Origin of the sequence: Paenibacillus baekrokdamisoli (assembly GCF_003945345.1) — a bacterium.
In the GTDB taxonomy this organism is placed as follows: domain Bacteria; phylum Bacillota; class Bacilli; order Paenibacillales; family Paenibacillaceae; genus Paenibacillus_Z; species Paenibacillus_Z baekrokdamisoli.
This window is the reverse complement of the sequence record NZ_AP019308.1, coordinates 2,007,383-2,030,340: the sequence shown is the minus strand read 5'-3', so window position 1 is coordinate 2,030,340 and position 22,958 is coordinate 2,007,383. Positions and strand designations below refer to the sequence as shown.

Sequence of the window (22,958 nt, the reverse complement as noted above, 5' to 3'; positions counted from 1 at the left end):
CATCTCCTGTAATCGAATCGTTATTGTTAATTGAATGCTATCACGTTATCGATTATATTTAAAATATCTATTTTATTTAATCATCATACCTTAAAGGTATATAGATGAGGTGAGCGTTCATGGATATGCGACAGCTAAAATATTTTATAACCATTGCCGAGGAAGGGCAGGTCACAAGAGCAGCCAAGCTGCTTAATATGGAGCAGCCGCCTCTAAGTCGTCAGCTTAAGCTTATGGAAGAGGAGCTCGGTGTGTTACTTTTTGATCGCAATGGTAAACGGTTGAAATTAACAGATGCAGGAGAGCTGCTGAAGCAAAAGGCCGAACTGCTCCTGCTTCAATTTAATGAAACGATCAAAGAAGTCAAAGAGCGAGAAGAAGGGGTGCGAGGTGTCCTTTCAATAGGCGCCGTTGTCTCCTGTATTTCACTGCTGCCCAAGCAAATCAAGCAGTACAGGGAAAGGTTCCCAAGAGTGACTTTCAAAATCCTAGAGGGAGATCACTTCCAGCTGGGTGAGCAGCTAGAGAAGAGAACGCTCGATCTGGTACTTGCCAGATTGCCATTCGAGGCGCTGGAGTATCCGGCACAATACTCGATTCTTCCGCTGCCTTCAGATCCATTCGTAGCCGTAATGCCAAGCGATTGGACCCCCTATACAGGAGATCAAACCATCTCAATGCGAGAGCTAGCCCAGTTCCCATTCTTAACATTGAAAACGGATCATACGACTCGTATGCACGAGCAGGTCGTTAATGAGTACAGACGTCAAGGCTTCGAGCCGAATATCATCTGTGAATGCTCCAGCGTTGCCATAATTATGGCACTGATTGCAGAGGGGATAGGTGTTACTGTGTTCCCCAAATCAGTCATCGCTTCTTTTCCAACGACGATTGTGAAGATGCTGAATATTGAAGATGCTGACTTTCAATCCGAGGTTGGTATTCTGTGGTTGAAGGATCGATACCTTCCTAAGAGTGCACAGCATTTCATTGATAGCTTTCGAACGGTTGAATAGAAAACGAATGCCCAGGTTAAAACAAACAGCAAGCAGCTGCTCCCTCTAACGGTGCCTAGCTGCTTGCTGTTTGATATTATCGAGCAATAGCGAACTCCAATGTTAGGGCTGTTTGGAATCCAGACGTTTCTGAAAGCGGCTGACCCGTCCTCCGATCTCCACAGTACGCTGTTTGCCTGTATAAAAGGGATGTGAGGCCGAGCTGGTTTCTACCCGAATGACAGGATAGCTGTTGCCATCTTCCCATTCCATCTTTTCGTTTGAGGATCTAGTTGAACCGCTTAGAAATTTGAAACCACTACTGGAATCAACAAATATGACGGGGTGAAAAGTAGGATGTATACCTTCTCTCATCGTGATCACCAAACTTTCTTGTTATTGGTATGTTACAGATTCCAAGCCATACTCAACGTAATATTTACAAATTTTATGTAAAATATACAGACAATCATTCATAGATAAACTTTTGCGCTATGTAACTACTTTCAGCCACATGTTTAGTGTAGAACACCTTAAACACCCCGCCGCGCATTGCTCGAACCTCTCAAATCGAGTATTGTTGTAGGAGCAAGAAATGGACAAGTAAATGGGATACTAACTGGTTTTTCTAGATGAATAGACCGTGTTAATAAGAGGGGCTGGCGTAGAAGTGAGCATTATTCGTTTGGAGAATGTGACGAAGAAATATGAGGATTCGCTAATTTTTCGAGATATTTATTTTAAGATTAGCAAGGGTGAGCGTATAGGCCTAATCGGTCGTAATGGTGCGGGCAAATCGACCGTATTCAAGCTGATTCTGGGTAAGGAAGAGCCGACGGCTGGTAAGGTAGAGGTTGATCCTAAGATTAAAGTCAGTTATTTCTCCCAATTCTCTGAGCTTAGCGGAAGCAATTCTGTTCAGCAGGAACTGGAAATGTGCTATGAGCATATCTGGCTTATGGAACGTGAATTGAAGGAAATAGGAGAGAAGCTTGGCCAAGTGGCTGATGATAATGAAATGAACCAATTGCTGGAGCGGCAGGCGGAGCTTTTTGAGCAAATGGAGCTTCAGGATGGTTGGCAGGTATCGGTGGAGATGGATACTGTGCTAACGAAGCTTGGCTTCAATGACCGGTCGCGCAATCAGCCGATTGATGAATTATCGGGTGGCTGGCGGAACCGTGCTGCACTGGCCAAAATGCTTATTGAACAGCCCGATTTGGTTCTCCTCGATGAGCCGACGAACTATTTGGACATGGAAGGTATGGTATGGCTGGAGCAATGGCTGCACCGGTTCAACGGCGCGATGATTCTAGTCTCCCATGATCGGCAGTTCATTGACCGGGTCGTGACGAAGACAATTGAGATCGAGAACTATCATTTTCAAGAGTACGAGGGCAATTATTCCGATTATATTCAGAAAAAGAAGCTGCGCAAGAAAGTGTTGGATCGTCAGTTCGAATGGGAAGAGGAACTCTTGATCATGGAGGCGGAGACGATTGATAATCGTGCGCAAAAGAAATCCTCCAAGGATCGATTATCACGCAAGCTGGCTGATATGAAGAAGCGGGTAGAGCCTAATCCGGTGAATGTGCTGATTACTGATATTTATGAGAATCTGCGATTCCCTGATAATCTCTGTCAAGTGGAAGGGATCGGCAAACAATATGAAGACCGGACCATATTCCAAAATGTGGTCTTTGATATTCAAAAAGAAGATCGTATTGCTATCGTTGGTCCTAACGGAAGTGGTAAATCCACGATGATCAAAGTTCTTACGGGTCAGGAGCAGCCTGATTCTGGTAAGGTCCGATGGGAAAAAGGTGTCAGCTACGCCTACTTCAACCGGATGTGGGAGGAGCTGGACCTTAAGGATACGGTTAGTCATGCGGTCAACATCTATGGACTGGGTCAGAATGCGCCGCGTAAGAAAGTGAACAAGTTCTTATCCATGCTGCAGTTCTCGGAGAACGACCTGCAAAAGGTCATTGGTAACTTGTCTGGCGGGCAGCAGGCACGTGTCGCATTGGCCAAATGCCTTCTCTCCGGTGCCTCTGTCATCATATTGGACGAGCCGACGAACCATCTTGACCTGACAAGCATTCAAGTCATGGAGCAGGCCTTGATTCATTTTCCAGGAGCCGTTGTTACGGTTAGTCATGACAGATTCTTCATTGATAAAATAGCGACGAAGATGCTGACCTTTGAGCCTGATGGTAGCATTAGTCAGCAGAATGTCTAGCACAGCACTTATAAGCAAAGAGAGAGCATCAGCTGCAAGGTCAGTCTGATGCTAGCCGCGCTTTAGAGTAAGACAATCATTCGTTGCGTTACTCTATCTCAGTAAAAGGAGCGAGCTGCTTGATTATGCTGCAAACTGAAATAGAAATTAAAGTCCCCCTTGAATGCTGTTTCGATCTAGCGAGAAATATCGATATTCATATGCAGACCGTCTGGAAGTTTACTAAAGAACGCGCGATTGCGGGAAGAACGACAGGTATGATTGAAGATGGCGAACACGTCACATTCGAAGCTACCCATTTTCTAATTAGACAACAACTTCGTTCTAAGATTGTTGAATTCCACCGACCTTTCATATTCGTTGATCAAATGGTTTCAGGAGCCTTCAAGACTCTGAGACATAGTCATACGTTCACCGCTGTGAATCACTCCACGACTTTAATGAAGGATGAGTTAATCTTTGAAGCGCCGTATGGCTTTGTGGGTCGTTTCGTAGAGGTTTTCATTTTAAAGAGATATATGCGGAGCTTTTTGAATCATAGAAATAAACAATTGAAGTTATTAGCGGAACGAACATATAACTACATATAACCATTAATAGGGGGTTAGACATGTTCATTCTATTCGTAATACTTGCTTTAATCGGTTTATTAATGTTCACGAAGCCCGCATTCATTTGGATGATCTCGGAGAGCTGGAAATCTAACGACGCTACGGAACCTTCTGATTTATATAACTGGTCCACTCGGTTTGGTGGCATCATCTGTATGATAGTCGGGATCGCCGGGTTTATTGTTTTGCTGATTTAGTGTAAGAAGCCAAAAGCAATATTACATTAAAAGTCGCAGAAACCGCGGCTTTTTTGATTAATGTAATAAGTTTCTTGTCATTGGGCAATGTCAATAAACTTATTACATTCCCGTTTTATGACAAGAACATTATTATATTCCCGATTATACCACTAACGCCTTGCTTTCCATTGAACATGCCCGTTCAACAGGCTACTGGCAAATCAGCATCCTGTTGAACGGGCATGAGAGTGAAAAAATAACAATGTAATAAAACGGGAATTTTGAGAAGATAAGAGGAAACCCAAAAGCTATCGGTATGGAATCCGATAGCTTTTTGGGTTATATTTTCTTGTAGTCTGACATCATAACTCAACAACACTGTCAGGAGTCAAGAACATTGTCCCATTAGATGTCATAAAGTTTAAATCATCCATATTAGCAAAAATAGTCGAGAACTCAAGAGTTTTCCAATGATATCATAACATCAGATTCAGCCGGAGGATAATGATGCATTATTCAGAACATGTTCAAGAAGGAATAAACTACATTAATGATAACCTTACTTCAGAGATATCTCTGAAGGCTTTGGCTGAACATGTGCATTTTTCTCCATATCATTTTCATAGGCTTTTTCTACTGTGCACAGGAGAAGCACCAATGAAATATTTACGCCGGTTGCGTCTCCGGGCAGCATCACAGGAGTTATTATCGATGAAGTCCAACATTATTGAAATAGCTGCAAAATACAGTTTTGATTCTCAGGATGGATTTTGCAGGGCATTTAAAAGATACTATGGCATAACCCCGGGTGAATACAGAAAGTTAAATTTTAAAATGGAATATTCCTTAACGCAAAAACATCGCCATTTATGCAGCAAGAAGTGCCCCATATCCTTAAGCAACCCAAAAATATTTGAGGAGGTAAAAACCATTATGTATGATATAAACATTTACGAAAAACTAGCGTGTAGCCATGATAATAAGAAGGAAGCATTAAGTACATTGGATAAAGTACTTGAATTATCCGAAAGAGCAAAGCATTCTGGTCTTATGTCCCTTGAGCCAGAAATTGATATGCTCCAGTCTGAAATTTTTAAAAAGTCACTCCAGTTGCTTATAGATGGGATTGAATCTGAATCCTTAAGAGAAATTCTTTTGAATTATGCTTTATGCGGAGGTTATAAAGGTAAGGACCTGCTCATTAGAATTCTCATTATTGAAGGAATACTTGCTATACAACAGGGCATTCATACTTTGATTTTGCGGGAAAAACTCTCTTCGTTCTTTGGTGATGATTTTATTGGAGAAATCCACAAACACTTCTACGTAGATAGTGAGTCCCAACTCAAAAAACTTGAAGCTTTTATTGCCAAGAACCAGAACAAACCTGTCTATTCAAAAGAAACCTCACTTTTAGAGGAGCCCTTAGGTCGGATGGATAGCAGGTCTTTACAGAGGCTGCTCAGGGAAATTGATGCAGTTACGCTGGTCACTGCCATAAGCGGAGCAAGTGGTAAAACCCAGGCCAACTTGCTGAAAAATGTTTCAAAAAAAATGGCTGTTAGTATTATCGAAGAAATAGATACTGTGGGTACCACCATTATTTCGGAAATTGTGAACTCTCAAAAACAAGTCATTGAAACATTACATAGTCTCAGGAATCATCGAGATATCGTCATTTAATATAAAGAAACACACCATCCAGAGAACAGAGACCAATTGTAATGTTGAATCTCTTCTGTTTCTGTTCTTTGTTTTTGCTGAAACTGATATATAATCATTCTTATGAAAGTCATTGAGCTCCCTCGGTACGATAAGGTTTTCTCACGAATACTGGCTAACGGGACAGTATGACAAGTTCTGCTATAAGCACCTAACAGCGCGAAAAGCAGGAGATTACAATTAATCTCAACTTTACAACCGAGGATGGGAATGACGGAGCCATGTTTCCTGAAACCATCCCGCCAATACTCCTGCGTGCGTCATGGCTGACAGGTCATGGGGTCCGCAAAAAATGCGAACTGGAGTCGAACTAACAATCCATTTTCCATGAGTAACGAGGAACTTATGAACTAGTAAATTCAGTTAGATGGAACGCCGGATGCTGGGAAACTAGCACGTCCGGTGTGGAGCAGGGGAAAGCTGGAGATCACTTCAAATGCGTACCTATTGCTACCGTTTGCTCAATAAATAAATTTTTTATAGATAAACTATGTTAGATCTTAATGTTGATTTTTACCCCTAAAGAAAACCGCCCTTTTAAAGGCTGTTAATTTAACTATCGTTCTGCGTTAGTTGAGTCCCCTCTAATATCGTAGAAATTTCTAAAGAGTGTGAAAAATTTGCTTGAGATGGTGCTCCAAATGGTCAACGTAGTCTTTAATAATCCACTCTAATGTTACAGTCTGTTCTTCGCCTATCTCACATGAGTTCTGTAGCTTATCTTCGATAATTTCTGCAATAACCTCGGCTATCTGCTTATTCAAACTCAACCATAAGTTTAAGATGTGATCAATTGGGAGGTTCTGATAATCCATAAGTTCTACCCACTGATTTTGGGCGTACTTAATCACCGTGTAAGGTTGATCTTCATACTGAGCACGAACGAATCGTTACAGATTGTTGAGAGCGGAGTCGGACAAGTGTCCTAGTATTTCTTTTTTTGACCATTTGTTAGGCTGCGTCCGATCAGAAAGATCAAATTCGGACAAAGCATATATTTTGACGGCAATTCGGTAATCCAATGGTTTAGGCTTTCTAAAGTTGGTTTAATTGGTTCCACTCCCATATTTTACACATTATAGCAAAATTGTCGTACGTCACGTTACTCCGTTCTCCTACCCTTTAGTTCAGCAAGAAGAAGCGGTTCGTCGAAGTTTATTGTTTGTCTCATTTACAGTAAATAGGCACGAGGCGACCAACATATTTTTCTTATTCGACGTTGTGTTCTCATATTCCTTGCTGTCTAGATAACGGAACCAAGCCAAATAATGTTGTAGATACTTCGTTGCAACGCCGTTAAAGCGGTTAATCCAACGTTTCAGTCGGCTATGGTAGCTGTTTACGTTCTGAATGTGGTAAACGCCTTTCATACGCTGTTTCCCGTCGGACTTGAAGCGGTAATGGTCTAACCCTTTCGAATTGGCGTAGGAACTAAATGCCCGCCATGAATCCGTACAAAGTACGTTCGAATCTCATAAATGACACCAATCGCTTCATCCAATTTTGTAGTCCGAATACGCCCAAGCCCAAGAACGCCAGAGAAAGTCATCTTCTGACGGTCACGAGCAACCAATACATATATTTGATCGTTGCTAATGCCACGATATTTAAATTCTTTCTGTTTCAGGCAGCCGAGAGGCTGCTTATTTATTTGGGATGATGCAAGATGGCGAGGAACCCGTATTCATTGTTTATGAAGAGGTTATGATGTCATAATGCAAGGGTAATTAAGCTCCGTATCTCGCAAAATAGAGAGAGACTGACCAAGTAAAGGATGTGAACTGTTATGAATGAAACGATTCAGACGATTTTGAACCATCGTTCTGTACGGTCGTTAACGAACCAACTATTAACTGATGAGCAAATCCGTATCATCGTTAACAGCGCTCAGGCTGCAGCGACTTCAAGCTTTGTACAAGCCTACACGATCATTGGAATAAAGGACCAAAGTAAGAAGGAAAAACTGGCTGTGCTCTCGGGCAACCAAAGCTATGTTAGTGAGAATGGTCACTTCTTTGTATTTTGTTTGGATCTGCACCGGCTTACATTAGCTGCTGAGATGGAAGATGTTCCGTCTGATGAGACTTATCGAGCACTAACATCAACAGAAACCTTTATGGTTGGTGTTATAGATACGTCGCTAGCTGCGCAGAATGCTGTTATTGCTGCGGAATCAATGGGCTTAGGCATCTGCTACATTGGGGGAATCCGCAACCAATTGGATGAAGTATCGCAATTACTCCAAACACCAAATCATGTGATTCCGTTATTTGGTCTTAGTGTGGGTTATCCTGCTGACCTCCCGGATCAGAAACCACGATTACCCTATTTGAATGTTTATCATGAAGATGAATATAATCAAGATGATCAGCAGCTAATCGATCAATTACAGCAATATAATAATGAAATATCAGCTTATTACGCAGACAGAACGAATGGCAGGCGTAAGGATCGTTGGACAGAAGCAATGGCAAAATTGCTAACCCATCCAAAACGTCTATATATGAAAGATTTTTTGAATAAGAAGGGGTTTCCTTTGGAATAGACGTACACGAATGCTAGAAATAAAGGTATACTTAGTTTACGGGTATACAAATAGTTTTCTATCATATATTCTTGAATACGATAGTTAAAGTGAAATGGGTGTTTGCGTTCTGCCTCAGGCAGGAAGTAAGCTTAATAGGGAAGCTCGGTGAAAAACCGACACGGTCCCGCCACTGTAATGGGCATATTTTGTTTGTTTTCTGTTAGATAGTCACTGGGTTAGCCTGGGAAGACTGGAGAACGAGAGCCCTTAGTCAGGAGACCTGCCCATTTCTAATAACACGTGATCCTACGAGGACTAGGTGAGTGTTGGAATGTGGCAGCGTCACACGTTTATTCGAATGCAGGAAGCATTCGGCTAGTATCGATGTGTCTACCTAAGCATTTCCAGCCTCTTAGGCCTGGGAATGCTTTTTTTTGTTGCCTTTTTTCCTGCTCATTGGAGTAAATAAAGGATTAATCGTTGTTCATAGAAAGAAGCGTACATATAAGAAACGATCTAGATAATCAAGTTGTTGAGCTAAGGATGAGGAGAGAACCGAATGAGTATAAAAGGAAAACTGCTAGTGGTTGGTTTTGGCCCTGGTTCATTTGAGCATATTACCGCTCGGGCTCGAGAAGCTCTTCAAGAGAGCGAGGTTATCATCGGCTATAACACCTATGTGGATTTAATTAGAGATCTCATAACGGATCAAGCTATCGTTCGCACGGGGATGACCGAAGAGGTAAGTCGTGCACGTGAAGCAGTCCGACAAGCGGAGCAGGGCAAAAAGGTTGCTGTTATCTCAAGCGGGGACGCTGGTGTATATGGAATGGCAGGTCTCGTATACGAAGTGTTGATCGAGAAAGGATGGACAGCCGCGACGGGGGTTGAGATTGAGATTATTCCAGGAATATCCGCGATCAATTCCTGTGCCTCGCTGCTCGGCGCTCCGATTATGCATGATGCCTGCACAATTTCACTCAGTGACCACTTAACGCCGTGGGCGGTAATCGCGAAGCGGGTTGAAGCAGCGGCATCTGCTGATTTCGTTATAGCTTTGTATAATCCAAGAAGCGGTCGCCGCACCCGTCAAATAGTGGAATCACAGCGTATGATTCTGGAACATCGTTCAGCAGACACCCCTGTTGGATTAGTGAAAAGTGCCTATAGAGATCGCGAACAAATAATCATTACTACACTTGGCGGCATGCTTGATCATGATATAGGCATGTTAACTACGGTTATTATAGGTAATTCTTCGACATTCCTCTATGACGGTAAAATGATTACGCCTCGTGGATACCAGCGTAAATATACATTAAATTCTGACGTACAGGCGTTAAAGCCTCATCAGCGATTGCGAAATGAAGCAGAGCCTTGGTCATTGAATGCCCAAGAGGATTGGGATGAGGGTGAATTAGAGGAAGAAGAACTGCAAGCCAAGCAGCAAGCACAAGAACGAGAGCATGTACAGCAGTTGGAGCGACTACAGCAACAACAATCTCAGCAAACGGTACAGCAAGTTATACAACAAGGATCCGAGCAATCATCTCAGCAGCAGGAGCGAGTACAAGCACAAGCACAACAACAGCGCTACTCAAGCGCGGCGGCAGCCGATCTTGCCATGGAAGCTTTGCAGCTATTTCAAGGCAAAGGCCAATTAGCAAGTGTGCAGCCAACAATACGCCAACCGAACATCGTCCGCAATAATATCCCATCCATTTTGGAAATTGGTGTGGCTCCGGGTATTGCAAACAAAAAGTTTACTGCTCGTCAGATCGGATTGTTGGCTGAATTAGCTGGCGATGAAGGAGAACTTGAATATACAACGCATCATCAGGTGATTCTTCGCTTGCCAACTGACGATGCAGACACAGTTGTTGCCAGGCTGAAGGCCCAGCAGTTACTTGTATTCCCAATTGGAGATGTTGTCCAAATCAAAGCTTGTGATTTTTGCAATTTGGAGAAGGACGAAGCGATTCCAATTGCGGAAGAGCTCAATCTGCGGTTCAGCGGGCTTCAAACACATAAAGAAATAAAGGTTGGATTGAACGGGTGCGGTATGGCCTGTTATGGAGCTGTCATGGAGGATGTTGGAGTCGTCTATCGGAAAGGCGGCTATGATTTATTCCTCGGTGGCAAACAAATCGGTCGTAATGCTCATGCGGGACAGAATGTAGCGGAAGGTATTCCAGCAGAAAGAATAGTAGAGACAGTCGAGCTTGTCTTAAAGGAGTTTACGGAGAAAGGCCACCCAGGAGAGAGGTTCCATAAGTTCTTTAAGCGAGTGGGCCAGATTGCTGGATTTACCCACAAGGAACATGTGCAGCCAGTTATCGTTGATGCGATTTGTGGAGACTAAGGGGGACTATGATATGGAAGCAATATTGTTAATCGGCCACGGCAGCCGTGTTAGTGAAGGCAATGAAGAATTACTTCGATTTGCAGAATCAGTTAAGGAGCAGGCACAGGGTAAATGGGTGGAGACCTGTTTTCTTGAATTTGCGAGCCCTAATATTCCGCAAGGGATTGCTCGTTGCATAGAAGCAGGAGCAACACGAGTCGTACTGGTTCCAATCATTTTATTCGGAGCGGGTCATTCGAAAATTCATATTCCAGCTGAGATTGATCATGCGAAGCTCAAATATCCTTCGGTTGAATTTGCCTATGGACGTCCGATCGGCATACACCAGAAGGTGCTGGATATATTGAGCACTCGTCTGTCTGAAGCTGGTTATAAGAATGATTTGCCTGAAGGAGAGAGAGACCCTGTTACAGCGGTACTTCTACTGGGCAGGGGAAGCAGTGACGGTGATGCTAATAGCGATTTTCTGAAAATGTCACGCCTCCTCTGGGAGCAGGTTCCAGTCAAATGGGTGGAGAGTTCTTTTATCGGTGTGACCGAGCCTACCTTCTCTGACGGTCTGGAGCGATGCAAGCTGCTAGGCGCGAAGAAAATATATATCCTTCCTTATTTTCTATTCACAGGTGTCTTAATTAAACGAATCGAAGAATTGACGGAGGAATTCGCGCAATTAAATCCTCATATCCAAGTGAAGCTTGCTGGATATTTCGGATTTCACCCTGGTCTTATCGATTTGCTGCTTGATCGTGTTGAGGAGGCATTCGTGGGCCGTGCTGTAATGAACTGTGATATGTGCAAATATCGGAAAATAGCGGCAGAGGGCCTTGAGCATCACCATCATCATGATGACCATGATCACGGTCATGGGCATGGCCACGATCATCACCACGACGAACATGATCGTAGTCATGACCATCACAATCACGATCATTATGACCACAATCACAACCATAATCATGATGAGCATAGTCACGATCACAATTATAATCATGACCATTGTCATGACCACAATCATGATCATAGTCACGACCATCACGACGATCATCACCATGATGATCTTGATCACCATAAACACGACGATGACCACAAACACGAGCAGCATGATCGTGAAGAACATGCTGAAAAGAATAAGGAGACAGCATCATGATTTTCACCTTATGTGGAACTAGCGATGCGCGTGAGCTCGCTGTAAGAATGCAGCAATCAGGTTACAAGCTGTTGGCATCTGTGGTAACGGATAATGCCGCCAAGAGTTTGGAGGAAGCAGAAATTCCTGTGCGAATTGGACGCTTAACCTTTGAGGATATGGTGAAGCTTTTTCGCGATATCGATTGTAAAGTCGTCGTTGATGCCAGCCATCCTTTCGCAGAGGATGCTCATAAGAATGCGATGAGAGCGGCACAAGAAGCGAATCTTCCTTATATCCGGTTTGAACGTGCTTCTCTTGTCTATAATGATCATCCGAAGCTGACAATCGTTTCTTCCTACGAAGAGGCTGCTCTTATGGCTAAAGAGCGCAAAGGTTCGATCATGCTGACAACCGGAAGCAAAACACTCCCAATCTTCGCTAAGCATCTGCTGCAGGATCCGGAGATTCGTTTGGTTGCAAGAATGCTGCCGCGCAAAGACAATATGGAGCTATGCGAACAGCTTGGTGTCGAGCAAAAGAACATTATTGCCCTGCAGGGGCCTTTTGCTCCAGAAATGAATGAGGCACTGTATCGGCAGTTTGGGACAACCGTCATGATTACCAAGGAAAGCGGAAAAATCGGAGCAGTCGATGAGAAAGTGAATACTGCATTGGCTATGGATATCGATGTCCTTCTTATCTCGCGTCCTGAATTGGAATTTGGCAATGTATATACCGATAACGACGGTGTTCTTAATAAGCTTCAAGAAATTCTTTAACAATGAAAGGGTTGACGACAATGGACTTTGGTACAGAATTCAAGCCGCTTACCGTGCAGCCGCAAGAAATTGAAGGAAAGAGCTTCGAGATTATTACGGAGGAACTTGGAGAACATAGTTTCACACCCGAGCAGTATCCCATCGTACAGCGGATCATCCATGCTTCAGCCGATTTTGAATTAGGAAGAAGTATCGTGTTCAATGGGGATGCGATTGAAGCTGGTATCCGATCGATCCGAGCAGGAAGACCTGTTGTAGCGGATGTTCAAATGATTCAAGCTGGCGTAAGCAAAGAGAGATTGGAACGTTTCGGCGGCGGCATCCACGTCTATATCTCCGATCCAGATGTGATCGAGGAAGCAAAGCGGCTTAACACGACGCGGGCAATTATATCCATGCGTAAAGCAATTCGTGCGGCGGAGGGCGGGATCTATGCCATCGGTAATGCACCCACGGCGCTGCTTGAGCTAATTCGACTGGTTAAGGAAGGACTTGCTAAGCCGGATTTGGTTATCGGGATGCCTGTTGGCTTCGTGTCTGCGGCCGAATCCAAGGATGAGCTGCGTAAGCTGGACATTCCTTTTATTACGAATATTGGACGTAAAGGCGGCAGCACTATTGTCGTGTCAGCGATCAACGCGATCTCCATTATGGCTGCTAATCGGGAATAACGAATAGGAGATGACGGCATGAGTGACGTTATCGATACGGAAACAAAGCCACTTCGTCATGGCTACACCACAGGTGCATGTGCGACGGCTACAGCCAAAGCAGCCCTAACCATGCTCATCACGCAAATGAAACTGGAGGAATCAGAAATCTGGTTGCCTGCTGGTTTTTTTCATACGTTTGAATTAATAGAATGCGAAATCACCAGAGATATGGCGCAGTGTGCGACGATTAAGGACGGGGGCGACGATCCTGATGCGACACATAAAGCGAAAATCGTCTGCACCGTTACTTGGAGCAATGAAGCTGGGATCGAGCTTGATGGCGGGATAGGAGTCGGAAGGGTCACCAAGCCCGGACTCCCTGTTGAAGTGGGCCAGGCTGCGATCAATCCGGTACCAAGACGGATGATTCTTAAAGCTGTCCAAGAAGTATTAGAGGATTACGAGGTTGGCGATCGAGGTGTTCGTGTTGTCATTTCGGTCCCAGATGGTGAAGAGATGGCGAAGAAAACACTGAACGCCCGTCTTGGCATTATAGGCGGGATCTCGATTCTGGGAACCCGCGGAACTGTGGTTCCGTTCTCGACGGCTGCTTATAAAGCGAGCATTATTCAAGCGCTGTTGGTAGCTAGAGCCTCTGAATGCAGACATGTCGTGCTGACTACTGGAGGCAGCAGTGAGAAATATGCGATGAAGCTGCATCCAGAACTCCCAGAGGAGGCCTTTATCCAGATGGGTGACTTTGTCGGCTTCTCCTTGAAGCATGCCAAGCGACTCAGCGCAGAGCGAATAAGCTTAGTTGGTATGATGGGGAAATTCTCGAAGGTCGCGCAGGGCGTCATGATGGTGCATTCCAAGAGTGCACCTGTTGATTTTGATTTCCTGGCTGATGTGGCCGGTGAGGCCGGCTGTCCGGATTCGGTACAACAAACGATAAAGGAAGCAAATACAGCATCACAAGCGGCGGATCTGGCCATTGAAGCAGGTGTTGCAAAATATTTTGAGCTCTTATGCCGCTACGCATCTGAGCATGCGGTGAACCATGTTGAAGGCGGTGTTATCGTCGATACAGCATTGGTTACGATGAAAGGTGAATTATTGGGGAGGGCTGAAATTGTCGGGTAACCGAATTGCGATCATTGGTATAGGTGACGATGGAACAAAAGGACTATCAGCGAAGTGCTTGGAGCTCGTTCGTTCTGCTGATGTACTGGCAGGCGGAGAAAGGCATCTGAGTTTCTTTCCGGAGTTTCGCGGTGAACAGATTGTTGTGAAGAGCGGGCTGGCTGAAATGGTATCGAATCTTGGTCGATTACGCGAGGATAAGCATGTTGTATTGCTGGCATCAGGTGATCCAACGTTCTATGGCATAGCCGGCTTCGCCGCGAAGAAGCTCGGGAGTGATGCGGTTGAGATTCATCCGAATCTGAGCTCGCTGCAGCTTGCTTTTGCCCGGATGGGGGAGAGCTGGCAGGATGCATTGCTCGAAAGTGTGCACGGACGTCCTCTCCAAGGCTTGGCACAGCGAATTGACGGCAAGTCAAAAGTTGCTTTGTTGACGGATGATAAGAACACACCTGCCGCAATTGCAGCTTATTTGATTCAGTTCGGGATGCTCGAATATGAAGCTTTTGTCGCTGAGAATTTAGGCAGTGATCAGGAACGCTTCGGCTTCTACACATTAGAAGCTATGGCAGATGAAGTGTTCTCTACACTGAATATTGTCATTCTTCGTCATCGTGATGGTATACAATATCAGGCTCGCAGCGGATTCGGCTTTGAGGATGAGGAATTCCATCAGCGCAAGCCAGAGAAAGGCTTAATTACGAAGAAGGAAGTACGCGTTCTTAGTCTATCGGAATTAAAGCTGAATCCGCACAGTGTTGTGTGGGATATCGGGGCTGGATCAGGCTCTGTATCAGTGGAATGCACGAAGCTTGCCCCATTTGGGCAGGTTTTTGCGATAGAGAAGAATGAGGGCGACCTCGAGAATGTGGTTCAGAATCGGATCAAATTCAGGACCGATTTCACCATTCTGCATGGTAAAGCGCCGGAAGGTCTTGATACGTGGCCTGACCCGAATGCGATCTTCATCGGCGGAAGCGGCGGAGAGCTTCGGGAATTGATTCGTATTTGCTGTGAACGATTGCAGCCAGATGGTCGCATTGTCATCAATGCTGCAACGATCGAAACCCTATCGGAGAGCACACGAGCTTTGAAGGAAGAAGGATTTGAGTTCCGTGTCACACTTGTTCAAGTTTCCAGAAGTAAACCGATTTTGGATATGACTCGCTTCGAGGGGCTTAATCCGATCTATATCATTACGGGTTATAAGAACGCCAGTAAACCTGCAGTAAAAGGAGAGTAATAACTTGACTACCGCAATGAAAATCGGAACATTATACGGCATTGGCGTCGGACCGGGCGATCCAGAGCTTATTACAGTAAAGGCGTTTCGCTTGATGAAAGAATGTCCGGTCGTCGCTTACCCTAAGAAACGAATGGGTGGGAAGTCGTACGCACTTGAAATTATAGAGCTATACGTGAATCCGGCAGAGAAGGAAATGCTGGGACTGATTTTTCCGATGACGAAGGATAAAGCGGTACTAGATAAAGAATGGAACAAGACTGCCGCCATGTGCTGGGAGCATTTGCGAGAAGGGCGAGATATCGCGTTTGTAACCGAGGGTGATCCTAATCTGTACAGTACATTCATTCACTTGGCTCGTCTCATGAACGAGCTGCATCCTGAGGTGCCAATCTCGACGGTTCCGGGTATTTCATCGGTTCTCGGAGCCGCAGCCCAGCTGGGAATAACACTTGCAGATGGGGATGAGCAAGTTGCGATTATACCCGCGACGGAAGACCGAGCTGCAATGAAAAAAGCAATCATCGAGCATGATACAGTCATTTTTATCAAGGTTGCCAAAGTTATCGATATGATGATCGACATCCTAGAGGAGCTTGGACTGACGCAGAAAGCCTCAGTCGTGACCAAGGCCACTTCGAATTATGAGACAGTATGGCGTGATGTTCGCGTGTTAAAGGGCTATGAGCTCGAATATTTAACCTTAATGGCGGTGAGAAAATGAAGCAGCTGGAAGCGAAAGTTTATATTGTTGGCGCAGGTCCTGGTGATCCTGAGCTGATTACGGTCAAAGGGTTGAACATCCTGAAGCAGGCGGATGTTGTACTGTATACGGACTCTCTTGTAAACGATGAACTAATCGCACAAGCGGGAGAACATGCTCTAGTTCTTCAGAGCTCTGGGATGAATCTGGAGCAGATGGTTGATCTCATGGTGGAGTCGGTTCAGGCAGGCAAGAGCGTTGCGCGTGTACATACAGGTGATCCCTCTATGTACGGGGCTGTTCTGGAGCAGCTCGTACTTCTTAAGCAGCAGGATATAACGTATGAAATCATTCCAGGTGTTAGCTCTGTGTTTGCAGCGGCAGCGGTTCTTGGCGCTGAATTGACGGTTCCTGATCTTACCCAGACGGTTATTCTAACACGTGCAGAGGGTCGTACACCCGTGCCTGAGCGAGAGAAGCTGAAGGATTTGGCCTCCCATCATTGTACGGTAGCCTTATTCCTAAGCGCTACACTAACAAAGAAGGTTGTCAGGGAGTTCATAGAAGCTGGCTGGTCCGAAGAGACGCCTGTTGCTGTGGTTCAGCGTGCGACATGGCCGGATCAGAAGATTGTCCGGACTACGCTTAAAAATTTGGATGAAGATATGCGCAAAGCCGGCATTCGGATGCATGCGATGATTCTGGCCGGTTGGTCGCTTGATCCGACGATCACAGACCGCGATGCTCATCGCTCCAAGCTGTATGATAAGACGTTTACGCATGGTTACCGCAAGGGAGTGAAGGCCAGTGAATAAGCCATATGCTGCCGTCGCCATAACCAAGCATGGCGTGGAGATGGCAAGAGGTCTGACGGAGATCTTCCCGGCAGCGGATTTATTTTATATGAGCAAGTTTGCTAGAGGGGATGAAGAGGCGAAGGACATTCGACTCTTTGAAGGCTCGGTCAAGCTTATTTTGCCGGATTTGTTTAAGGCCTACAATGGAATTATACTATTCATTTCACTTGGAGCAGTTGTTCGTATGATTGCTCCCATATTAGTAGATAAGAAGCAGGATCCGGCTGTTGTCGTCATCGACGATCGCGGTGAGCATGTCATCAGCGTGTTGTCTGGCCATCTCGGTGGTGCTAATGAGTTAACACGTGAGGTAGCGCTTGCAATTGGTGCCCGTCCTGTGATTACGACGGCATCGGATGTTCAGCAGACGATTCCCGTAGATATGTTCGGTCGTTCATTTGGTTGGAAGATTGAGAGCTTTGAGAGAGCGACACCTGTTAGCGCATCAGTCGTCAATGAAGAGCGTGTCGTCGTTGTACAGGAAACCGGCGAGAAGAATTGGTGGATGTACGATAAGCCGCTTCCATCACATATTCAGGTTCTTCATTCCGCAGAGGCAGCAATGGAGATTGATTTTCAAGCTGCGCTTGTTATTACGGATCGTTTACTGAATTTGCGTGAGGAATCGGTGCTGCTTCGCAATGGTGTATTATATCGCCCCCAAAGTCTAGTTTTAGGAATTGGCTGCAATCGTGGAACTTCGGTGGAAGAGATTGAGGCACTCATCTTGGATACGTTATTAGAGCTTAAGCTGTCTGTTAAGAGCGTACGCAATATAGCTACCATCGATCTGAAAAAAGACGAGCCAGGTTTATTGGAAGTGTGTGCAAAGCAGGGTTGGAAGTTGATCACTTATACGCCTGAACAATTGAATACCGTTACGCTGAAGAACCCATCGGAGACGGTCCACCGCTTCACAGGTGCTTATGGCGTTAGTGAACCGGCAGCCTTACTCTCGTCTGGCGCAGCAGAATGGCTGCTTGAGAAGAAGAAGAGTGGCAACTGTACAATCTCCGTCGCACGTGTCCCGTTTGAGGCAGCAGCGGTAGATAGGGAATCGTTGTGATGAGTACCAAACGTCCTCGTATCGTCATAGCAGGAACGGGAAGCGGAGCAGGGAAAACAACGATAACAATCGGAATCATGCGTGCCCTAGGTCGCAGAGGTCTGAAGGTGCAGGGCTTCAAATGCGGACCTGATTATATCGATCCCACCTATCATACGGCGGTAACAGGAAGAGTTTCTCGTAATCTCGATACCTGGATGATGCCGCATGAGACGATGCAGGATCTATTCCTACGCGGCTCAGAAGATGCAGATATCTCAGTTATTGAAGGTGTGATGGGACTCTACGATGGTAAAGATCCCTTAAGCAACGTAGGCTCTACCGCACATATTGCAGCGCTTCTTGATTGTCCGGTTATTCTTGTTGTCAATGTTCAGAGTATGGCTCGCAGCGCTGCCGCAGTGGTCATGGGGTTTCAGCAGCTTGATAAACAAATTCGTATCGCAGGTGTCATTGTGAATAAATGCGGAAGCGCAGGCCACTACAAAATCGTAAAATCTGCAGTCGAACAAGAATGCGGTATTCCGGTTGTAGGCTGGCTTGGTCGAGATGAAACGCTGAACCTGCCTGAGCGGCATCTGGGACTTATTCCAGCGATTGAAAGAGGCGAGCTTCATTCGTTTTTTGATCATGTCGCACAGCAAATAGAGGCGACCGTTGATCTGGATCAAATCCTCACCATGGCGAGTGAGGCTCCTGGCTTAGAGCCATCGCAGGGGAGTATGTTTGTATCTACCTACGCTGATCGTGCTAATGGCGATAATGGCGCTAATGGCGATAATGGCGCTAATGGCGATAATGGCGCTAATGGCGATAATGGCGCTAATGGTGCTAATGGTGAATTCAGGCCAATCATCGCCATCGCACGAGACGCTGCGTTTAACTTTTATTATCAGGAAAATTTGGAGCTCCTTGAGTGTTTGGGTGCTACCTTGTTATTCTTCAGTCCATTAGCAGGAGACACGATACCTAGCGAAGCGGATGGTGTCTATTTGGGCGGCGGATTTCCAGAAGAGTTTGCTTCTACGTTATCGGAGAATGTCCGTTTAAAAGAAGACCTGAACACGCTCGTATCACGTGGGCTGCCTGTTTATGCGGAATGTGGCGGCTACATGTATCTTTGCCATTCCATCAAGAACCGTTCTGGAGAGACGTATCCAATGGCGGGTATTATTCCCGCTAAGATTGAGATGCAGTCTAAGCTTGCTGCGCTCGGATACAGGGAGACAAAGGCGCTGCAAGACGGGCTGCTTCTGGCATCGGGAGCCTCTATTCGAGGTCATGAGTTTCATTACTCTACGTTGATAGCAGATGATGATGAGCAATATCCTTACGCCTACGAAACGACTGGTTTACGAGGGACGAAGAAAGAGGGCTACTGCAGCGGGAACCTATTAGCAAGCTATACACATGTTCATTTCGCTTCCAATCCAGAGGCCGCTTCCAGGTGGATCGGTCGATGTGAGGATTACCGTAGAAGTAAGTGATGATAGGTGTGAAGGAATGAGTTTCTCTGGAGAGAGGTGTTAATGATGGAGCAGCAGGATCGAAGAGCGAATCGTAAAGGCTATACCCTCGTTTATACTGGGGACGGCAAAGGGAAAACAACGGCTTCCATCGGTCTCGCCGTTCGTGCTGTTGGACGGGGCTACCGCGTAATTATTTTACAATTCATCAAATCTCCACAGCGCACGTATGGCGAGCAAATTGCGCTTCGCAAATTAGGCGTTGAGATGCGTCAATTGGGCGTAGGCTTCACTTGGACGAAGACACCGGAAGAGCATCGCGAAGCGCTCCAGAAGGCGTGGGCGATTGCGCAGGAAGAAGTGCTGAACGGGGATTGGGATGTTGTGATATTGGATGAGATTAATAATGCGCTGGCTATAGAGAAATTCCCTATTGAAGATGTGCTGCCATTAGAAGAAGTATTGGCATTGATTGAACAAAGACCTAAGCATCTCCACCTCGTATTAACGGGAAGAAATGCGAAGCAGGAGATCAAGGATCGAGCCGATTTGGTGTCAGAGGTTCAAGTGGTCAAGCATTACTATAATGAAGGTGTCCCTGCGGTACTAGGCATTGAATTTTGATAAGAATGAAAGTATGGGGAGGGAGATGCTCCATTGACGACTTGGAATTTACAGGACACGCAGCATCATCTGCTCATTTGTAATGGCGGCAGCTGTATGAAACATCTTGGAGAGGAAGTCACCCAGGCGATTCGCGAGGAAATCAAAAGTCTTGACGCTAATGGTCAGATTCACACAACGCGTACACGATGTAATGGTCGATGTACAGATGCATGCGTTGTTATCGCATACCCGGAGGGCCTGTGGTACAAGGAGATGACTCCTGAGCTTGGGAAACGATTAGTGCGCAAGTTGGTGGCAAAGGAAACGATGGAGGAACAGCTCGTCTATTCGTTCCGCGACCGATTGATTGCTTCAGGCAACTCTGTTGCAGGGATCAATAAGACGTAGTGTCTCCTGATTGAATACAGCAAGGCAACACGAGGAGGAACAAGTATGACCATAAATGTTATCGATGCTATGAAAAAAAGAAGAGCTATTCGTCAGTTTGATGGCCGTCTGGTTGAAGAAGATAAAATTCGTACCCTGCTCGAAACCGCTATATTGGCACCGAATGATCGGATGCGTCAACCTTGGCACTTTTATATCATTCAGGGCGCAGGTAAGGTTAATTTCACACAATTGGCTGAAGAGTATCTGCAGGAGCGGTTTCCAACTAAACCGAATCTGGTTCAAGAATCATTGAAAGTATTGAACAACACACCCTTGCTAATTGTTATTACAGCGGATCAGATTGCAAACGATGCTGATGCTTCTGAGGATAACGTATTCGCTAGCTGCTGTGCTGCTCATTCCATCTGGCTGGCGGCTGAAGAGTTAGGCCTTGGCTGTGTATGGAGAACGCGCGGCATCGCTCTTGTTCGAGATGCAAGACTGAATGAGCTGCTCCATTGTCCTCCAGAACAGAAGGTAATCGGAACGCTCTGCCTTGGTTACCCTGCGGAGCAACCCCCTATTCCTGCTCGTACATCGTATACAGAGAAGGTCACTTGGGTTTAATTCTCACAATCTTTAAGTGCAACCTAAGTGTAATCACATGGAAAATATGGATTGTTTTACTCTTAAAAACGGTTAAAAAATGTTAATGAATATTCCTACAATAACTAACATAAAGAAGCAGTCCCTTATTGGGACTGCTTCTTTATGTTAGTCCGATACTTTTATCCTAATCGACAAAAGAACATGAATTCCTCGCAGAAGGTTTGACATGCTTTTCAATAAACAGTCGTTACAATCTATCCTATATCGAACTAGCCCTCATCAATCTAAGAAAGAGGTGCAGTACATGGAAAGAAATATGAAAATGACGATACGTGCTTTTCTAATTAGCGTGGCTTTGGTAGCTCTGCTTATGTCGGCGGTGATTTCATTTAATGCCATTAATAAAGGTTCGTCCAGTCCTGTGTACCCAAAATGGGAACTTTCACAAGATTCTATGTTCACGCCTGAAAAAACAGGAATCAATACGCAATCAACGAATGTGAAGTCAACAGCTGATACAAGCAATGCTCAAGCTTCACAGTCAACAAAACACGAAGAACCCTCAACATCGTCGATAAAGATAGAGGCTGCAACAACAAGTACCATACATTCAGACTCACCCATTACTTATAAAGTAACCTCTTATTATCTTAATATTCGAACCGAACCGAACGCTAAATCCAATATAATTAATGTGGTTAAGAATGGTAGCGAGCTTCTCATTGTCGCCTCGACCGAGAATGGTTGGTTACAGCTGAAGGATGGAGGCTATGTTCACGGCGGTTATGCATCTCCTGTGGTACTCGATTCATCACTCCTCCGCAGTACAACTTCGATTGGTCTCCAAAAGACTGCACCTGTTGCTAGCGTGCAGCCGATTCCTGGCAAACTGCATCCAAAACAAGCCATACAGCATAAGATAGAGAGCAGAGTTGAGACGGGTGATCCAGCTAAGCCGACGACGATCGTCAAGTCTGACTCTGGTCTTACAGCTGCGGACATCGCAATCATTTTGAAGGGAACCAAGCTTACAGGGCAAGGACTTGAAGAAGCCATTCTCAGTATTGAGGATGATTATGGGATTAATGCCTTCTTTACGATCGCCGTCATGAAGCTTGAGAGCGGCAATGGCAAGAGCCGATTAGCCAAAACGAAAAACAACCTATTTGGATTAAATGCAATAACGGGCAGTGAAAATAAAAAAGCGTTCAGCTTTGCAACGAAAGGAGATAGCGTTCGGAAGTTCGGACAACTTCTAGCTAAGAATTACGTAGGTAAAGGCTTAACGACTATCGAGAAGGTAGCCAGGAAGTACTGTCCGTCCAATGGGCGATGGTCCGGAGACGTTCGCAGCATTATGAAGAGTGATTATCGCAAGGTAGTATAATAATGGTACATGACGGATGGAAACAATGTGCCGAATACATATCGCAGTATGCGGAATTAAAGGGAGTTTCCATTAATAACTATGTTTCCATTAATAACTATTGACAGTAGTTGACTTGTCATGTAACATTTCAACTATTGCAAGTCACATAATAACATACATTCGTATAACCTCACGATAGTCAGAATGAACAGGGTGGGGGTTTCTACGGGAAGCCTTAACTTCCTTGCTACGAATATAGGATCATCTTCAGATGATGCTGTATTTGAGGTAAGGAAGTTTTTTG

21 protein-coding genes, 1 pseudogene and 2 riboswitches are annotated in these 22,958 nt (G+C 45.2%); of the genes and pseudogenes, 20 read left to right on the top strand and 2 right to left on the bottom strand.

Features of this window, described 5'->3' with window-relative positions; translation table 11 throughout:
* Positions 1 to 119 precede the first annotated feature (119 nt).
* Complete coding sequence (locus EKN16_RS08985) at positions 120 to 1,016, top strand: LysR family transcriptional regulator (RefSeq protein WP_125655571.1); 897 nt, start codon at positions 120 to 122, stop codon at positions 1,014 to 1,016.
* A gap of 102 nt (positions 1,017 to 1,118) precedes the next feature.
* On the opposite strand, the gene EKN16_RS08980 is transcribed toward EKN16_RS08985, so the two are convergent.
* A complete protein-coding gene (locus EKN16_RS08980) occupies positions 1,119 to 1,370 on the bottom strand; it encodes a type B 50S ribosomal protein L31 (protein WP_125655569.1) in 252 nt (83 codons plus the stop codon).
* A 295-nt stretch (positions 1,371 to 1,665) separates the two neighbouring features.
* Between EKN16_RS08980 and EKN16_RS08975 the strand changes: the two genes are divergently transcribed.
* The 4 genes from EKN16_RS08975 (at position 1,666) to EKN16_RS08960 (ending at position 5,710) form a co-directional block, all read left to right on the top strand.
* Positions 1,666 to 3,237 (top strand): ABC-F family ATP-binding cassette domain-containing protein, encoded by a 1,572-nt coding sequence (locus EKN16_RS08975; RefSeq protein ID WP_125655567.1) that lies wholly within the window; start codon positions 1,666 to 1,668, stop codon positions 3,235 to 3,237.
* A 125-nt stretch (positions 3,238 to 3,362) separates the two neighbouring features.
* Positions 3,363 to 3,827: an SRPBCC family protein gene (locus EKN16_RS08970; RefSeq protein WP_311547857.1), complete on the top strand. Its 465-nt coding sequence runs from the start codon at positions 3,363 to 3,365 to the stop codon at positions 3,825 to 3,827.
* Positions 3,828 to 3,847: 20 nt separating this feature from the next.
* Positions 3,848 to 4,045 carry a DUF6199 family natural product biosynthesis protein gene (locus tag EKN16_RS08965; protein ID WP_125655563.1) on the top strand — a complete coding sequence of 66 codons (198 nt, stop codon included), beginning with the start codon at positions 3,848 to 3,850 and terminating at the stop codon, positions 4,043 to 4,045.
* 486 nt (positions 4,046 to 4,531) lie between these two features.
* Positions 4,532 to 5,710: a helix-turn-helix domain-containing protein gene (locus EKN16_RS08960; RefSeq protein ID WP_125655561.1), complete on the top strand. Its 1,179-nt coding sequence runs from the start codon at positions 4,532 to 4,534 to the stop codon at positions 5,708 to 5,710.
* Between the two features lie 1,166 nt (positions 5,711 to 6,876).
* Here EKN16_RS08960 and EKN16_RS08950 read toward each other — a convergent pair.
* Positions 6,877 to 7,358 (bottom strand): annotated as a pseudogene (locus tag EKN16_RS08950) (IS1595 family transposase); the annotation flags it as partial.
* A 177-nt stretch (positions 7,359 to 7,535) separates the two neighbouring features.
* Here EKN16_RS08950 and nfsA point away from each other — a divergent pair.
* The 15 genes from nfsA to EKN16_RS08875 all read left to right on the top strand — a co-directional run bounded on the left by nfsA (position 7,536) and on the right by EKN16_RS08875 (position 22,672).
* On the top strand, positions 7,536 to 8,294 hold the full coding sequence (gene nfsA, locus EKN16_RS08945; RefSeq protein WP_125655559.1) for an oxygen-insensitive NADPH nitroreductase: 759 nt from the start codon (positions 7,536 to 7,538) through the stop codon (positions 8,292 to 8,294).
* Between the two features lie 79 nt (positions 8,295 to 8,373).
* Positions 8,374 to 8,578: riboswitch (cobalamin riboswitch) on the top strand.
* Positions 8,579 to 8,835: 257 nt separating this feature from the next.
* Positions 8,836 to 10,638, top strand: a complete 1,803-nt coding sequence (gene cobJ / locus EKN16_RS08940; protein ID WP_125655557.1) for a precorrin-3B C(17)-methyltransferase — start codon at positions 8,836 to 8,838, stop codon at positions 10,636 to 10,638.
* A 13-nt stretch (positions 10,639 to 10,651) separates the two neighbouring features.
* Positions 10,652 to 11,788 carry a sirohydrochlorin chelatase gene (locus tag EKN16_RS08935; RefSeq protein ID WP_125655555.1) on the top strand — a complete coding sequence of 379 codons (1,137 nt, stop codon included), beginning with the start codon at positions 10,652 to 10,654 and terminating at the stop codon, positions 11,786 to 11,788.
* Positions 11,785 to 12,549 (top strand): precorrin-6A reductase, encoded by a 765-nt coding sequence (cobK, locus tag EKN16_RS08930; protein WP_125655553.1) that lies wholly within the window; start codon positions 11,785 to 11,787, stop codon positions 12,547 to 12,549. Before EKN16_RS08935 ends, cobK begins: the two co-directional genes overlap by 4 nt.
* A 20-nt stretch (positions 12,550 to 12,569) precedes the next feature.
* Positions 12,570 to 13,220 (top strand): precorrin-8X methylmutase, encoded by a 651-nt coding sequence (locus EKN16_RS08925; protein WP_125666040.1) that lies wholly within the window; start codon positions 12,570 to 12,572, stop codon positions 13,218 to 13,220.
* Between the two features lie 18 nt (positions 13,221 to 13,238).
* A complete protein-coding gene (locus EKN16_RS08920) occupies positions 13,239 to 14,345 on the top strand; it encodes a cobalt-precorrin-5B (C(1))-methyltransferase (RefSeq protein WP_125655551.1) in 1,107 nt (368 codons plus the stop codon).
* On the top strand, positions 14,335 to 15,588 hold the full coding sequence (cbiE, locus tag EKN16_RS08915; RefSeq protein WP_125655549.1) for a precorrin-6y C5,15-methyltransferase (decarboxylating) subunit CbiE: 1,254 nt from the start codon (positions 14,335 to 14,337) through the stop codon (positions 15,586 to 15,588). Before EKN16_RS08920 ends, cbiE begins: the two co-directional genes overlap by 11 nt.
* Positions 15,589 to 15,604: 16 nt before the next feature.
* Positions 15,605 to 16,312, top strand: a complete 708-nt coding sequence (gene cobI, locus EKN16_RS08910) for a precorrin-2 C(20)-methyltransferase (protein ID WP_125666038.1) — start codon at positions 15,605 to 15,607, stop codon at positions 16,310 to 16,312.
* Entirely contained in the window at positions 16,309 to 17,106 is a 798-nt protein-coding gene (gene cobM, locus EKN16_RS08905) for a precorrin-4 C(11)-methyltransferase (RefSeq protein WP_125655547.1), read from the top strand. Before cobI ends, cobM begins: the two co-directional genes overlap by 4 nt.
* Positions 17,099 to 18,214, top strand: coding sequence for a cobalt-precorrin 5A hydrolase (locus EKN16_RS08900; protein WP_125655545.1), 1,116 nt, complete (start codon positions 17,099 to 17,101; stop codon positions 18,212 to 18,214). The genes cobM and EKN16_RS08900 overlap by 8 nt, the downstream gene beginning before the upstream one ends.
* The gene (locus tag EKN16_RS08895; protein WP_125655543.1) at positions 18,214 to 19,701 is read left to right on the top strand and encodes a cobyrinic acid a,c-diamide synthase CobB; all 1,488 of its coding nucleotides are present in this window, start codon (positions 18,214 to 18,216) and stop codon (positions 19,699 to 19,701) included. The genes EKN16_RS08900 and EKN16_RS08895 overlap by 1 nt, the downstream gene beginning before the upstream one ends.
* A gap of 45 nt (positions 19,702 to 19,746) precedes the next feature.
* Positions 19,747 to 20,304: a cob(I)yrinic acid a,c-diamide adenosyltransferase gene (gene cobO / locus EKN16_RS08890; RefSeq protein WP_125666036.1), complete on the top strand. Its 558-nt coding sequence runs from the start codon at positions 19,747 to 19,749 to the stop codon at positions 20,302 to 20,304.
* A gap of 33 nt (positions 20,305 to 20,337) precedes the next feature.
* On the top strand, positions 20,338 to 20,694 hold the full coding sequence (locus EKN16_RS08885; protein WP_125655541.1) for a (2Fe-2S) ferredoxin domain-containing protein: 357 nt from the start codon (positions 20,338 to 20,340) through the stop codon (positions 20,692 to 20,694).
* A gap of 51 nt (positions 20,695 to 20,745) precedes the next feature.
* A complete protein-coding gene (locus tag EKN16_RS08880) occupies positions 20,746 to 21,303 on the top strand; it encodes a nitroreductase family protein (protein ID WP_125666034.1) in 558 nt (185 codons plus the stop codon).
* Positions 21,304 to 21,589: 286 nt separating this feature from the next.
* Positions 21,590 to 22,672, top strand: coding sequence for a glucosaminidase domain-containing protein (locus EKN16_RS08875; RefSeq protein ID WP_164522737.1), 1,083 nt, complete (start codon positions 21,590 to 21,592; stop codon positions 22,670 to 22,672).
* A 142-nt stretch (positions 22,673 to 22,814) separates the two neighbouring features.
* Positions 22,815 to 22,924, top strand: a riboswitch (purine riboswitch).
* The last annotated feature ends 34 nt before the right edge of the window (positions 22,925 to 22,958 follow it).

Bases quoted from the DNA above. Each gene is read 5' to 3' on its own strand.
- EKN16_RS08985 (WP_125655571.1), top strand. From the start codon at position 120: ATGGATATGCGACAGCTAAAATATTTTATAACCATTGCCGAGGAAGGG.
- EKN16_RS08980 (WP_125655569.1), bottom strand. From the start codon at position 1,370: ATGAGAGAAGGTATACATCCTACTTTTCACCCCGTCATATTTGTTGAT.
- EKN16_RS08970 (WP_311547857.1), top strand. From the start codon at position 3,363: ATGCTGCAAACTGAAATAGAAATTAAAGTCCCCCTTGAATGCTGTTTC.
- EKN16_RS08965 (WP_125655563.1), top strand. From the start codon at position 3,848: ATGTTCATTCTATTCGTAATACTTGCTTTAATCGGTTTATTAATGTTC.
- EKN16_RS08960 (WP_125655561.1), top strand. From the start codon at position 4,532: ATGATGCATTATTCAGAACATGTTCAAGAAGGAATAAACTACATTAAT.
- nfsA (WP_125655559.1), top strand. From the start codon at position 7,536: ATGAATGAAACGATTCAGACGATTTTGAACCATCGTTCTGTACGGTCG.
- cobJ (WP_125655557.1), top strand. From the start codon at position 8,836: ATGAGTATAAAAGGAAAACTGCTAGTGGTTGGTTTTGGCCCTGGTTCA.
- EKN16_RS08935 (WP_125655555.1), top strand. From the start codon at position 10,652: ATGGAAGCAATATTGTTAATCGGCCACGGCAGCCGTGTTAGTGAAGGC.
- cobK (WP_125655553.1), top strand. From the start codon at position 11,785: ATGATTTTCACCTTATGTGGAACTAGCGATGCGCGTGAGCTCGCTGTA.
- EKN16_RS08925 (WP_125666040.1), top strand. From the start codon at position 12,570: ATGGACTTTGGTACAGAATTCAAGCCGCTTACCGTGCAGCCGCAAGAA.
- EKN16_RS08920 (WP_125655551.1), top strand. From the start codon at position 13,239: ATGAGTGACGTTATCGATACGGAAACAAAGCCACTTCGTCATGGCTAC.
- cobI (WP_125666038.1), top strand. From the start codon at position 15,605: ATGAAAATCGGAACATTATACGGCATTGGCGTCGGACCGGGCGATCCA.
- cobM (WP_125655547.1), top strand. From the start codon at position 16,309: ATGAAGCAGCTGGAAGCGAAAGTTTATATTGTTGGCGCAGGTCCTGGT.
- EKN16_RS08895 (WP_125655543.1), top strand. From the start codon at position 18,214: ATGAGTACCAAACGTCCTCGTATCGTCATAGCAGGAACGGGAAGCGGA.
- cobO (WP_125666036.1), top strand. From the start codon at position 19,747: ATGGAGCAGCAGGATCGAAGAGCGAATCGTAAAGGCTATACCCTCGTT.
- EKN16_RS08875 (WP_164522737.1), top strand. From the start codon at position 21,590: ATGGAAAGAAATATGAAAATGACGATACGTGCTTTTCTAATTAGCGTG.